The following is a 12834-nucleotide window of genomic DNA, read 5'->3' on the forward strand; positions in this document are numbered from 1 at the left end:
CGTCCGTCCGGCCGCCGGGCCGCGCCCGGGGGCGGGGGCGGTACGGGGAAGGGCCAGCCCCTCCCCGTACCGCCGGGGCGGTCAGGGGGTGAAGCCCCCGTCCACCTGGGACAGCGGATAGGAGAAGACCTCCCGCGCACAGGTGGCACAGCTCGCGGACGGGGCGTGTTCGCTCAGCGACCAGAGGGCGGGCGGAAGGTTTCTGCCGCGACCGTGGGTGAGGTAGAGGTCCTCCGGGCCGATGACGGAGTCCAGCACGACCGGGTGCGGGGTGAACGCTCCGGCGGCCGTGGTGGCCCGGAGCAGCTTGCCGGGGGAGCCGCCGTTGCTGCGGTGGAAGTACCAGCGGCCCTCATACCGCTCCACACCCTGGATCTTGTGCCACAGGGGCTCGGTCCCGGTGCCGAGGACGGCGCCGCGCGGCAGCTCGTACGCCTCGGTCGCGTCGATGGCGCCCTCGGTTCCCCTGACGGCCGCGGCCAGCGCGGGCATCGGGAGGGCGGCGACCCGGCCGGGGCTCTGCGCACCCTCGCTGTTGAGGTTGCAGTACTCGCCGATGATCAGGTGCTTGGTGCCGGTGCGGTCCAGGGAGGCGTACGACGCCTTGGGGCGGCCGGTGGGGTAGCACTGGTTCTCGTCGGTGGCGCCGCCGTGCCGGGGGGTGGTGAAGGTGAGGGTGGCGACCTGGGGCATCACGTAGCGATAGCCGTAGGAGTACCAGACGTTGTTGTGGCGGCCGACGCGCACCTGGTCCTGGACATTGCTGGTCAGCCCGTCCGGGGTGCGGTCATGGACGGCGGGGTTCTGGTCGGCGTCCAGGTCCAGGATGGTGCCCAGGTCGAAGACGCGCAGACCGTTGGCGGTGTCGGCGACATAGAGGTGGTCGCCGTACCAGACGATGCCTCCCGCGTGGATGCCCTCCTGCGCCATGCAGTCGGGGGCCAGCGGGCCGAACTCGGGGCAGGTGCCCTCACGGGCGTGGATGGCGTCGAAGGACACATTGCGCTGGGGGTTGAGGTACGGCCAGACCAGCAGCACATGGCGGTAGGCGCCGGTGAGCTGGTTGAGGAAGGTGACCCGTACGCCCTTCTCGTTGCACGCCTCGTCCACCCCCGGCTGGAGGCAGTAGTCCCGCTCGTTGACCCGGTTGCCCCGGCCCGGGTTGTCCGCGTCGTACGAGGAGATCGCGACCGGGTCGGCGGGGGACGCGCCCCAGCGCTCGTCCTCCTGCGCGTCCGAGATCCCGCTGATGCCCTGGGGGATCCACTCCTTGGAGACGGCGTCGGCCGGCTCCCAGCAGGCGCGGCGCTCGGGCCGCAGGGACGCGCCGAAGTGCGCTTCCGGTCCGCAGGCCCCGCCGAGGCGGGCGGTCCGGTCGGTCTGCTCCAGCAGCTTGGTCAGGGTCTGCTGCGGCAGCGAGGTCCCGAGGCGGGTCACGAGCCCCCCGAGATCGCCCGTGGGCGCGATCCGGAAGTCCTGGGGCCGTCCGGCGGCGGTGGCGGTGCGCGGCGCCGATGTTCCGCGCGCGGCGGGCGGTCCGTCGTTGCCGACGCGGTCGTTCTGCTCGCCGGCCGGCTCGTCGGCGAGACCGTCGTCCGCGAGCCGGTCGTCGGCGCCGGCCGTGGGCGGTGCCGTTGTCGCTGCCGTCGTGGCTTTCGTCGTGGCTTTCGTCGTGGGGGTGGGGGACGGTACGGCGGCGGCGGGCACCGCGGCCGTCAGCGGCAGCAGCGCGGCGGCGGTGACGGCGGCCGCGAGGGCGCGCGCGGCCAGCGGGAGGCGGCGCGGGGGTCCGGGCGGCGCTATGCGCCCCCGTCTGGGCAGGGGTCCGGGCACGGAGGAGTCGTCCTTCACGGGAGTTCCGGTGGATGGTCGGGTCACTGGCCACAGGGCCACAGGGCCACAGGTCACAGGAACCACTCATGTCCCGGTGACCACACCGTGCTTCTACAAGATCACGCGTAATCACGCAGCCGGGCGGCTCCATGGCGGGACCGCGTTCCCGCCGCACCGGGACCACCCGGGACATATCCCGTCCGCACCACGATCGCCGGGGGCCGGGGGTTGATGACCATGGGTCGGCCGCGCGGTGCCGCCCGGCGGCGCGCCCCCGCCCTCCGTACGGGCGCCGCGGTCTTCGGCGCCGCACGCGTGGTCCCGCCGCGCCCCGGCGTCACCTTCCGCCCGTACCGGCGCCGCCCGGGTTCACATCCGGCTCAGCGAGGCCGCCGCGAACAGCACGTCACGGATCGCCTCCCGGTCCCCGTCCTGTCCCGCCGCCGCGTCCTCCGGTGTGATGTGGCCCGCGACCAGACGGCAGAACTCGACGCCGTCGAGGGCGACCTGGGCGACCGCCTGCTCGGGGGAGGCGAGCGCGGCGGGGGAGTCCAGGGCGATGAACCAGTCCCCGCCGCCCGCGCCCTCGATCTCCAGATGGAGCGAGCGGCCGGGCGCGCCCGCCATCACCAGGTGCTGAGCCGGTGCCGCCAGCCCGGCCCGGCGCCGCTCCGCCAGAGCGGCGGGGAGCAAGCGCGCCGCGAGGTCGATCATGCGGTTCAGATGCGCGCCGCGCGGCGGGTCGTACGGATAGTCCACCGCGTCCGCGATGTCCTCCGCGTGGATCCAGCACTCGAAGGCCCGGTCCAGCAGCGAGTCACGCAACGGCAGCGAGAAGTCCCCGTACGACACGGAGAGGTCCGACACACCCCGGCCCGCGAACGACACCGTACGGATCAGGGTGTGGCTCTGGTCCCGCCAGGGCCCGTGCACCTCGCGCGTGGTGGGGTGGCGGGCGGAGCGCCAGAAACGCTCCGTACGGCCGGTGGGGACGCGCGGCGCGTCCGGGCCGAGCGGGTCGTCGAGCCCGAGGGCGTGGGCGACGACCCCGTCCACGGTGAGCAGATGGCCCATCACCCCGGCGACCGTGGTGCGCCGGGACGCCCCGCCCACCCCGTCGAACCAGCGCAGCCGGACCGGGGCGTGCCACTCGGACTCGCCGATGTCGCGCAGCAGCGCGTCGAGCCGCGCGGTCTCCGCGTCGTACGGGGCGGCCCACTCCGGCACGGGGACGCGGGCCGGGCGGCGGCCGAGACAGCTCTCCAGCACCCGGGAGCGCAGCAGCGGATCGAGGTCGAGATCGCGCTCGGTGTGCAGCAGGGCCACCGCGTCCCGCAGCCGGAGCGCCTCGTCGGCGCAGGGCGCGCAGTCGCCGAGATGGGCCTCGACGGCGGTGGCCTCCTCGGGGGAGCAGGCCGCCAGGGCCCAGGCGCCGAGGAGGGACTTGAGCACACCGTGGGAGGGCTCGGGAAGCTCGCCACGGGAGGCGCCGGGGGTGCTGGAGGTGCTGGGGTTCGCGTGTTCTGTGGGGTCTGCGGGGCCTGTGGGGTTCATAGGGGCACCCGGTCCGTGCGCCGGGCCGCCGCCGGGCGGTACGGGGTCCGGCGGTGCCCCCGGAACCCGCGGCACCGGTCTTCCGCCCGGCGCGGGGTCCGCACCGGGCGAGGCGGGTTCGGCGGGCGGTGTGGACCGCCCCGGTTCCGTGCTCGGTTCCGTGCCTGGTGGCGGGCCCGGTTCCGGGCCCGGCGGTGTGGACCGCCCGTCGGGCCGGGTGGGACCGGTCCGTGGCGGGGTGAGGTCGTCCGCCGCCGTGCGCGGGCCCGGTATCCGGGGCGCCGCCCCGCGTACCTCCTCATGCCCCTCCCCGTCGTCACCGGGACCGTCGCCGCCGGGGCCGGTCACAGCGAACGTCCGTATCCGGGCGGGGTGGAGCCCTCCAGCGGACGGGTGTGGGCCGTGGCGAGCAACTGGAGGCCCAGCCGCAGCCGACGCCGGGCCTCGTCCTCGGTGACCCCGAGGTCGGCGGCGGTCTGCCGGTAGTCACGGCGGCCGAAGTAGGCCAGTTCCAGCGCGGCCCGCAGGGGAGCGGGCATCGAGGTGACGATGTAGTCGGCGCGGGCCGCCACCGCCGCGCGGCGCACCTTCTGCTCCAGTTCCTCGGCCGAGCCGCCCGCGCCCGCCGCCAGGGCGGCAGCCTCCGTCTGGCGCAGCCGGTGCACGGCCTGGCTGTTGGTCAGCTTCGCCACCCAGGAGCGAAGGGAGCCCTGCTTGGGGTCGTAGGCGTCCGGGTTCTCCCAGATGTAGCCGAAGACCTCGCGGGTCACCATGTCCGCCGCGTCGTCGTCGTCGAGTACCCGGTGGGCGAGCATATGCACCAGGGAGGCGAACCGGTCGTACAGCTCACCGAGTGCCGCGGCCTCGCCCCGGGCGAGCCGCTGCTGCATCCTGCGGTCCCAGCGTGGTGGTGTGTCCTGTGGCATTCGACCCCCCAGCATCGCCCTGTGTAGTGCCCCGGTTCCTTTCCGTGCCCAGGGGCCCCTTCTCGAATGTAATGCGCGTGGCCGTGGCGCACGCTTCTTTGCGTCAAGTGCGTCCCCCGGAGAGGGGAAGGGTGATATTGGGCCACCCACACCGGAAATCTGCCATCTGCTGGGGGTTTTATGCCAGGGAGGCGGGGAAGGGCGCGCTTGAGGAGGTAGGGCGGTGGCGCTGACGGTGGACACGAGCCGCGAGGGCGGATGGTTCGTGCTGCGCATTGTGGGGGAGCTGGATCTGGTCTCCTCGCCCGAGGTGCGCCGCCAGGTGCACGCGGCGGTGGCCGCCGGGCGGCGCGATGTGGTGCTGGACCTCGGCGAGGTCGTCTTCTGTGACTCCAGCGGGGTGGGTGTCCTGATCGCGGCGCGCCGACTGCTGCACTCCTGTGGCGGACGGCTGCGTCTGGTGCTCCCCGCGCGGGGAGCGGCCGAGGGCTCGCATGTGAACCGGGTGCTGGCCGCGCTGGGAGTGCGGCGGCTCTTCGCCGTCTACGCGGACACGGCGGCCGCGACGGGGGACGGGGCGACACCGTTGTCGGCGTGAGGCGTGAGGCGTGAGGCGTGAGGCGTGAGGCCGCTTCGCCCGGGACGCGCGCTCCCCCGGGCGCTCTCCGTGCGAAGGGCGCGCGGTTCTCCGTATCCACATCCACGGCGCGAACGCTTCCGCCGCACGTCCCGCCGCACGTGTCGCCTCACCCGGCCCGGCGCCCCGCACGGCCCGGGTGCCGCGGGCGGGCCGAGCCGGGCGCGACGGGGGCGGCCAGGGTCATCCCCGTACCGTCGCTCCAGGTGAAAAAGTGGATACGCGCAGGTGAATTGGTGGGTACCCGCGCGCGTCGCGGGCATGGGGCCGTACCCTCCCCGCATGGACAGCTCAGAGTACGAGCGCAAGATCGCGTCTCGTTTCGCCGCCTTCGACCAGGACGGCAACGGCTATATCGACCGTCAGGACTTCAGCGGTGCCGCCGCCGCGATCCTCTCGGAGTTCTCCGTCACCGCGCGCTGCGGGAAGGGGCAGGACCTCTACAGCGGCGCGGAGGCGTTCTGGCAGGGCATGGCCGGGATCGCCGACGTCGACGGCGACCAGCGGGTGACCCGGCAGGAGTTCATCACCGGCGCCGTGAAGCGGCTGCGGGACAATCCGCAGCGGTTCGCCGAGATCGCCCGGCCGTTTCTGCACGCGGTGATCGCCATCGCGGACGAGGACGGGCAGGGGATGACCGTCCCGGCCGTCGAGCGGGTGCTGAGGGTGCTCGGTGTCTCCCCGGGCGGCGCGGCTGCCGTCGCGTCGGGCCTCGACAGCGACGGTGACGGCCGGATCAGCGAGGAGCAGGCGCTCGCGGGTTTCGCCGCCTACTACGTCACTCCCGAACAGCCCTGACGTACGGGGCGCGCCGTCCCGGACGCGGACCCGCCCCCCGGCGGGACGCGTGCGGTTCCCCGCTCACTCCGCCCGGCCGTGACAGCGCGCTCCTGTGCCACCCCGTCCACCCTGCCCCCCACCACCCGTCGTCCGTCCGCACCACGTCCCCGCAGGCGCTCGCCCTTCCGGTGCGAGCGCCGAGCGGCTCCGGCGCCCGGCCCGCGCGGAGCCGTTCTTCCGTAGCCCACTCGGGACTCCCCAGTCCCTCGTCTCCCGCTGATCCGCGTGCCACCGGTCTCCTCGGGCCCACCGCCGGAGCCGCCGCTGACGGCGGGGGAGCGAAGGCGGAGGTACGGAACGCACTGCTGGAAGTCGGTGCGGACGGAGCCGAGTTCGCCGGATGGCTTCACCGGGACCTCCGGCAGCGAACCGCCGCGGTCTTCTGGTACGACCGGGCCATGGAGTGGGCGCAGGAGGCCGACGCCCCGGCGATGCAAGGCTATGTACTGCTCAAGAAGTCACAGATGGCCTATGACGACGCGGACGCCGGGCGGGTGCTGAGCCTGGCACGGGCCGGACTGCACGAGCGCTGGCGACTGCCCGCGCGCGCGAGCGTAGCGGCGACCCCCGGCGCCCGGGCCAGACGCTAGGCGTCCCGGCAGCGGTCCCGTGTCTCGGGGCCGGGGTGGAATCCGGCGGAGCGGTAGGTGGCGATGGCGGCGGTGTTGGCGCTCGGGGTGTTGACGAGGGCGCTGGACGAGCCCAGTTGCCGGAGGGTGGCCGCCGCCGCGAGGGTGATCGCCGTGCCGTGGCCGTGGCCGCGGTGGGCCCGGTGGACGCCCATCGGTTCGAGCAGTCCGGGCCGGCCCGGACCGGCCGACCAGACCGTCACCGCCGCCACCGCCTCGCCCCGGTCGTCGTATGCGAGCAGGGACCGGGCGTCGGTGTACGGGGTCCCGGCGGCCATCGCGTGCCAGCGGTCCGCCGTGAACCGGGATCCGTCGAACGACGCCCGGATCACGTCGGCGAAGGCGTGCGCCCGCTCCGGTCCGACCTGTTCGATCCGCAACCCCGGGTCCGGCACCGGTGCGCCGAGGTCGCGCCGGAGCGGCGTCCATGGCTCGTCGGTGTCCCAGCCCTCCTCGTGCAGCGACGCATGGAGCAGGGCGTCCATCGGGGCCTCGACGTTCGCCTTCCCCGCGGGGAGCACTCCGCGTTCCGGTCCGGTGATGTCCGCGGCCAGCCGCCGGGCCAGTTCCTCGTCCCGGCGGGCGTCGGGGGCGGTGGTCAGGCGCAGCAGCCCGGGGCCGTCGAGCAGGCCGACGGCGAGGACGCGGCCGTCCCGGGTCCAGGTCCTGACGGCGGTGGCCGTCGCCGCCGTGCCGTACCGCCAGAACCAGCCCAGATCGCCCGGGTGCAGGTGCAGGGGCGCGCGGTCGTCCTGCCATCGCCGCAGCGCGGTCACGGCCTCGTCCAGCCGGTCGGCGCCCGGTGTCTCCAAGGTGATCGTCATGGCCTGATCAGACCCCGGCGCACCGGCCGGGCGCACCTGGTTTCCGGTTGGTCCGCGCGGGACGGCACCTCGCTGTCAGTCCGGCGCGAACCGTTCCCGCAGCCGGTACTTGAGGACTTTCCGCAGCGCCGCGTTCCGGGGGAGGGCGTCCAGGACTTCGAGCCGTTCGGGGAGCTTGTGCGGGGCCAGGCCCCGGGCGCGCAGCTGGGCGGTGACCTCCGCCAGGGTCAGCGGTGGCGCTCCCGGGGGCTGTTCCACGACCGCGCAGACGCGTTCGCCGCGCTCGGGGTCCGGCAGGCCGATCACCGCCGCGTCCGCGATGGCGGGAAGGGTGTGGAGCAGTTCCTCGATCTCCTGCGCGGAGATCGTCTCGCCCTTGCGGATGATGATGTCCTTGAGGCGCCCGGTGAGGACGAGATGGCCGCTGTCGGTGAGGTGGCCGAGGTCGCCGGTGTGGAGGAAGCCGTCCGGGTCGAAGGACTCGGCGGTCTGGGCGGGGTCGAGATAGCCCTGGCAGACGGCCTCGCCCCGGAGCAGGACCTCCCCGTCGGGGGCGATACGGATCTCCATGCCGCGCGGCGGGCGGCCCTCGGTGGTGGCGCGCTGTGCGTCGGTGTCGTCGGGCGAGCCCATGGTGATCATCGGGACCTCGGTCATCCCGTACCCGTGGAGCAGCGCGCACCCCAGTTCGCGGACGACCGCGTGGTACAGCTCCGGCGGTTTGGGGGCGCCGCCGCCCGCCAGCAGCCGCAGGGTGGGGATCAGCGGCTCGCCGGGCCGCTCGCGCTGGGCGGCGAGGAAGAGGGAGTAGAAGGCGGTGGAGCCGCCCGCGACGGTCACGCCGTGGCGGCGGTACTCCGGCAGCGCCTCCGGCAGCGCGAAGTGCTCCACCAGGAGCGCGGGCACCCCCAGCACCAGCAGCATCACCAGGTAGTCCGCCCCGCCGACATGCGCGAAGGGGAACGCGATCGATCCGACGTCCGCGTGGGTCAGCCGGAGCGCGTCGGCCAGACAGGTGCCGCCCGCGATCAGGGAGCGGTCGGTGTGGCGTACGCCCTTGGGGTCGGAGGTGGTGCCCGAGGTCCAGTAGAGCCAGCGGACGGCCTCGCCGTCGGCCGGGGGCGGGGGCAGGGTGGCGGGGTCGGCCTCCGGCAGCCCCTCGTACGCCGGGAAGACCCCCCGGGCGCCCAGCCGCTCCGCGAGCGCGGTGTGGTCGTAGCCGCGCCAGACGCCGGGTACGGCGACGTGCTCCGCGCCGGACGCGCGGAGCGCGAAGCCCATCTCGCGCTCGCGGTAGAAGGGGATCACCGGGGACTGGACCGCGCCGAGCCGGGCCAGCGCCAGGGTGAGGACGACGGTCTCGATCCGGGTGGGGAGCTGCCAGGCCACGGTCGACCCGGGGCGCACGCCCCGCGCGTACAGTCCCGCCGCCACCCGTTCCGCGCGCCCGCGCAGCTCCCCGAAGGTGAGCCTCCGTTCGCCCTGGAGCAGGGCGGGCCGGTGGGGGGTCAGCCGGGCGCGCCGGTCGGTCAGCTCCCACAGGGTGCGGCAGTCGCGGAGCGGGTGTGGCGCGGTCGCGGTCTCGTCCATGCCGTGCGTCCCCTCCAGAGTGAGCTGACGGTATGTCAGATACGGAGAGGAGCGTACGGGCGCCCGCCTTGCCGGTCCAGGGGCGCGGGGCTAGCCTGCGTAGCGGCAAGCCTGACGGTGCATCAGGACGATGTTCCGGGGGACGGCCGGGCGGGTTCGGGTCGCGGGCGCACCGACACGGGCACGGTCCGGCTCCGGGCCGGCGGCACCGTTCGCCGGACATACGGGAGGTCAGGCCCGTTGCCCCGCCCCCGACGACAGGCCGTCCCCGACGATGGACCGCCCGGGACGCCTCTACCGGCACGGAGGACACCATGGCCGAGCTCCCCCGGATCGTCAGCGTGGACGATCATGTGATCGAACCGGCGCACCTCTTCCGCACCTGGCTCCCCGCCCGCCACCGGGACCGGGGACCCCAACCCCTCACCGCCGGGATCGGCGACCTGGTCTACTCCGGCGGAAAGTACCGCTTCACCACCGACCCCGACGGCCAGCCGACCGACTGGTGGCGCTACGAGGACCTCCTCTTCCCCTACAAACGGGTCATCGCGGCCGTCGGCTTCGACCGCGACGAGATGACACTGGAGGGCATCACCCGCGACCAGATGCGCCCCGGCTGCTGGGACCCCACGGCCCGCCTCGCCGACATGGACCTCAACCATGTCGAGGCCTCGCTCTGCTTCCCCACCTTCCCCCGCTTCTGCGGCCAGACCTTCGCCGAGGCCCGGGACAAGGAACTGGCGCTCGCCTGTGTGCGCGCCTACAACGACTGGATGGTGGAGGAGTGGTGCGGCGACAGCGGCGGACGGCTGATCCCGCTCTGTCTCATCCCGCTCTGGGACATCGGTCTCGCGGTGGCCGAGATCCGGCGGAACGCGGCGCGCGGGGTCCGGGCCGTGACCTTCTCCGAGATCCCCACCTACCTCGGGCTCCCCTCCATCCACTCCGGCTACTGGGACCCCTTCTTCGCCGTCTGCGAGGAGACCGGCACGGTCGTCAACATGCACATCGGGTCCTCCTCCCAGATGCCCGCCGCCTCCCCCGACGCCCCGCCCGCCGTCCAGGCGTCCCTCAGCTTCAACAACGCGATGGCGTCGATGATGGACTTCCTCTTCAGCGGCGTCCTGGTCCGCTTCCCCCGCCTCACGCTCGCCTACAGCGAGGGCCAGATGGGCTGGATCCCGTACGCCCTGGAACGCGCCGACGACGTCTGGCGGGAGCACCGGGCCTGGGGCGGGGTCCGCGATCTGATCCCCGAGCCCCCGTCGACGTACTACTACCGGCAGATCTACTGCTGCTTCTTCCGCGACAAGCACGGCATCGCGGCGATCGACACCGTCGGCCGCGACAACGCCACCTTCGAGACCGACTACCCGCATGTGGACTCCACCTTCCCGCATACGAAGGAGGTGGCCCTCGACCATGTCCGGGGGCTGGACGAGGAGACCATCCACAAGCTGATGCGAGGCAACGCGATCCGGATGCTGGGGTTGGATCTGGACGCGGACTCGGGTCCGGCCGGGGCCCAGGGCCGGGCTCGGGACCTGACGGCGGACCGGGGCCCGGCCCCGGCGCGGCCGTGAACCTCGACGACACGCCCGGCGACGCCGCCTTCCGGGCGGAGCTGCGCCAGTGGCTCCACACCACCCTCCCGACCCTCCCGCCCCGGCCCTCCCCCGACGACTGGCCCGCCCGCCGCGCCTACGACACCGCCTGGCAGCGCGCCCTCTACGGAGCCGGATACGCCTCCGTCCACTGGGACGCCCCCGCCGCCCGGCGGCTGGTCTACCTGGAGGAGACCGAACGCGCCGGGGCCCCCTACGTCGGCGCCAACTTCGTCGGACTGCTCCACGCCGGGCCCACCATCGCCGCCGAGGGCAGCCCCGAGCAGCGGGACCGCTGGCTGGACCCGATCCTGCGCGGCGACGAGGTGTGGTGCCAGGGGTTCAGCGAGCCGGGCGCCGGATCCGACCTGGCGGCCCTGAGCACCCGGGCCGTCCGCGACGGCGACCACTACGTCGTCACCGGCTCCAAGATCTGGACCTCCCACGCGGAGGTCGCCGACTGGTGCGAACTCCTGGTCCGCACCGACCCCGCCGCACCGCGTCACCGGGGCATCACCTGGCTCGCGCTGCCCATGGACGCGCCCGGGGTGACCGTGCGCCCGCTGCGTACGCTCGCCGGGTCGGCCGAGTTCGCGGAGGTCTTCCTGGACGAGGTGCGCGTCCCCCTCTCCTGCCGCGTCGGCGCCGAGAACGACGGCTGGCGCGTCACCCTGGTCACGCTCTCCTTCGAACGCGGCACCGCCTTCGCGGGCGAGGTCATCGCCTGCCGCCGCACCCTGGGCGAGCTGGCGCGCGCCGCGCAGGACAACGGGCGCTGGGAGGACCCGTCCATACGGCGCGCCCTCGGCCGGCTGCACGCCGAACTCACCGCCCTGTGGCGCCTGGTCCAGGCGAACGTCAGCGCGGCCGACGCCACCGGCGCGGTCCCCGCCTCCGGCGGCTCGGTCTTCAAGCTGCGCTACTCCCACGCCCGCCAGGAGCTGTACGACACGGCCGCCGAGATCCTCGGCGACGACGCGCTCGACCTGGGCCGGGAGTGGACCCTGGAGCGGCTCTCCTCGCTCGCGTACACGATCGCGGCGGGCACCAGCCAGATCCAGCGGAACATCATCGCCGAGCGGGTGCTGGGACTGCCGAAGGAGAGGCGGGACTGAGATGGACTTCCGGCTGGGTGAGGACGAACGGGCGCTTCAGCGGGCCACCCGTGAGCTGCTGGCGCGCCTGTGGCCGCCCGAGGCCCTGCGGGCGGCGCTCGACGCGCCGGGCCCGTCACGGCTGGACCGGGGACTGTGGCGCGCCCTCGGCCGGGCCGGGCTCTTCGCGCTCCGGCTGCCGTCCGAGCGTGGCGGGGTGGGACTCGGGCCGGTCGCGGCCGTCGTCGTCTTCGAGGAGGTGGGGCGGGCGCTGCTGCCGGGCCCGCTGATCGCCACCCATCTCGCGGCGGGCGTGGTGGTGGGCGCGGCGACCGGGGAACGGGTGGTGACCCGGGTGGACGGGGACCTGGTGCCCTGGCTGGCGGAGTCGGACGCGGTGCTGAGGGAGGACGGCCCGGCGGCGGGGGCGGGCGGGGACGGCGCGGGGGCGGGCGGCAGGGCGGCGGAGGGTGTGCCGGGCGCGGTGGCGGACGGGATGGCGGCCCGTTCGGCGACGCGCGCGGTACCGGGCGCGGTGGCGCTGCGCTCGGTGGACCCGCTGACCCCGCTCCACCGGCTGCCGGCCGGAGCGCCCCGAGCCCCCTTCGATGCGTACGCCGCCCTGCTCACCGCCGCCGAACAGCTCGGCAGCGCGGCCCGCACCACCGAGATGGCCGTGCGCCACGCCCGGGAGCGCGAGCAGTTCGGCCGGCCCATCGGCTCCTTCCAGGCGGTCAAGCATCTGTGCGCGGAGATGCTGGTACGGACGGAGACCGCCCGCGCCGCCGTCCACGGGGCCGCCGTCACCGGCGGCCGTGCCGAGATCGCCGGGGCCCGCCTGCTCGCCGACGAGGCCGCCGTCGGCAACGCGCGCGACTGTCTCCAGATTCACGGCGGCATGGGGTTCACCTGGGAGGCCGAGGTCCATCCGCATCTGAAACGCGCCTGGGTCCGGGCCCGGCTGCGGCCCACGGCGGTGGAGGCGGAGGAAATACTCGCGGAAGCGCTCCGTGTCGTTCGGCAACTATGACACTGGCGTTCTTGTCACGGAGAGTCGATATCGGGTTGTGTCCTGGGGACATCCGTCAGAGCCCGTGCGGAGGGCTAGCCTCCGGTACTCTCCGTGAGATGCGAGTCGTGATGAGTTCCCTGGCCACAAGGGCTACGAGCCTCTGTTCGACTCCCCGCGACGTGCGTCGCACAGTATGCACCATGAGTACTCCTTCGCGCTGGAATATGCCCGAAGCGCTTGTTGCGGTGACTGTACGTCAACCATGCTGTCCCGTAAGGAAGTCACGTTCAG

The 12834-nt window shown here is 74.0% G+C and carries 11 protein-coding genes; 6 read left to right on the forward strand and 5 right to left on the reverse strand.

All coding sequences use genetic code 11. The annotated features are described in order from the left end of the window. Positions 1-81 precede the first annotated feature (81 nt). From ACFVIM_RS03770 to ACFVIM_RS03780, 3 genes are all read right to left on the reverse strand, one after another. Entirely contained in the window at positions 82-1851 is a 1770-nt protein-coding gene (locus ACFVIM_RS03770) for a hypothetical protein (protein WP_384297956.1), read from the reverse strand. Between the two features lie 351 nt (positions 1852-2202). After that, a complete protein-coding gene (locus ACFVIM_RS03775) occupies positions 2203-3735 on the reverse strand; it encodes a zf-HC2 domain-containing protein (RefSeq protein WP_384297958.1) in 1533 nt (510 codons plus the stop codon). Next, complete coding sequence (locus tag ACFVIM_RS03780) at positions 3732-4313, reverse strand: sigma-70 family RNA polymerase sigma factor (RefSeq protein ID WP_384297960.1); 582 nt, start codon at positions 4311-4313, stop codon at positions 3732-3734. The genes ACFVIM_RS03775 and ACFVIM_RS03780 overlap by 4 nt, the downstream gene beginning before the upstream one ends. A 223-nt stretch (positions 4314-4536) precedes the next feature. Between ACFVIM_RS03780 and ACFVIM_RS03785 the strand changes: the two genes are divergently transcribed. The 3 genes from ACFVIM_RS03785 to ACFVIM_RS03795 all read left to right on the forward strand — a co-directional run bounded on the left by ACFVIM_RS03785 (position 4537) and on the right by ACFVIM_RS03795 (position 6380). Next, positions 4537-4911 (forward strand): STAS domain-containing protein, encoded by a 375-nt coding sequence (locus ACFVIM_RS03785; protein ID WP_384297963.1) that lies wholly within the window; start codon positions 4537-4539, stop codon positions 4909-4911. A 321-nt stretch (positions 4912-5232) separates the two neighbouring features. Beyond that, complete coding sequence (locus tag ACFVIM_RS03790) at positions 5233-5748, forward strand: EF-hand domain-containing protein (protein WP_384297965.1); 516 nt, start codon at positions 5233-5235, stop codon at positions 5746-5748. 440 nt (positions 5749-6188) lie between these two features. Beyond that, positions 6189-6380, forward strand: coding sequence for a hypothetical protein (locus ACFVIM_RS03795; protein ID WP_384297968.1), 192 nt, complete (start codon positions 6189-6191; stop codon positions 6378-6380). On the opposite strand, the gene ACFVIM_RS03800 is transcribed toward ACFVIM_RS03795, so the two are convergent. Beyond that, complete coding sequence (locus ACFVIM_RS03800; protein WP_384297971.1) at positions 6377-7243, reverse strand: GNAT family N-acetyltransferase; 867 nt, start codon at positions 7241-7243, stop codon at positions 6377-6379. The two genes, ACFVIM_RS03795 and ACFVIM_RS03800, sit on opposite strands and share 4 nt — an antisense overlap. Positions 7244-7318: 75 nt before the next feature. Further along, complete coding sequence (locus ACFVIM_RS03805) at positions 7319-8833, reverse strand: class I adenylate-forming enzyme family protein (protein ID WP_384297974.1); 1515 nt, start codon at positions 8831-8833, stop codon at positions 7319-7321. 314 nt (positions 8834-9147) lie between these two features. On the opposite strand from ACFVIM_RS03805, the gene ACFVIM_RS03810 reads away from it, so the two are divergent. Genes ACFVIM_RS03810 through ACFVIM_RS03820 form a run of 3 tightly spaced genes read left to right on the forward strand, consistent with a single transcriptional unit; the run spans position 9148 to position 12561 of the window. Beyond that, on the forward strand, positions 9148-10416 hold the full coding sequence (locus ACFVIM_RS03810; RefSeq protein WP_384297977.1) for an amidohydrolase family protein: 1269 nt from the start codon (positions 9148-9150) through the stop codon (positions 10414-10416). Next, positions 10413-11552, forward strand: a complete 1140-nt coding sequence (locus ACFVIM_RS03815; RefSeq protein ID WP_384297980.1) for an acyl-CoA dehydrogenase family protein — start codon at positions 10413-10415, stop codon at positions 11550-11552. Before ACFVIM_RS03810 ends, ACFVIM_RS03815 begins: the two co-directional genes overlap by 4 nt. A 1-nt stretch (position 11553) precedes the next feature. Continuing rightward, positions 11554-12561, forward strand: coding sequence for an acyl-CoA dehydrogenase family protein (locus ACFVIM_RS03820; protein ID WP_384297982.1), 1008 nt, complete (start codon positions 11554-11556; stop codon positions 12559-12561). Positions 12562-12834: the final 273 nt, after the last annotated feature.

This window comes from Streptomyces sp. NPDC057638, assembly GCF_042800315.1.
GTDB lineage: Bacteria > Actinomycetota > Actinomycetes > Streptomycetales > Streptomycetaceae > Streptomyces.

Excerpts from the sequence above, each read along its gene's own strand:
- ACFVIM_RS03800 (WP_384297971.1), bottom strand. The coding sequence starts at position 7,243 with ATGACGATCACCTTGGAGACACCGGGCGCCGACCGGCTGGACGAGGCC.
- ACFVIM_RS03790 (WP_384297965.1), top strand. The coding sequence starts at position 5,233 with ATGGACAGCTCAGAGTACGAGCGCAAGATCGCGTCTCGTTTCGCCGCC.
- ACFVIM_RS03780 (WP_384297960.1), bottom strand. The coding sequence starts at position 4,313 with ATGCCACAGGACACACCACCACGCTGGGACCGCAGGATGCAGCAGCGG.
- ACFVIM_RS03795 (WP_384297968.1), top strand. The coding sequence starts at position 6,189 with ATGGAGTGGGCGCAGGAGGCCGACGCCCCGGCGATGCAAGGCTATGTA.
- ACFVIM_RS03820 (WP_384297982.1), top strand. The coding sequence starts at position 11,554 with ATGGACTTCCGGCTGGGTGAGGACGAACGGGCGCTTCAGCGGGCCACC.
- ACFVIM_RS03805 (WP_384297974.1), bottom strand. The coding sequence starts at position 8,833 with ATGGACGAGACCGCGACCGCGCCACACCCGCTCCGCGACTGCCGCACC.
- ACFVIM_RS03810 (WP_384297977.1), top strand. The coding sequence starts at position 9,148 with ATGGCCGAGCTCCCCCGGATCGTCAGCGTGGACGATCATGTGATCGAA.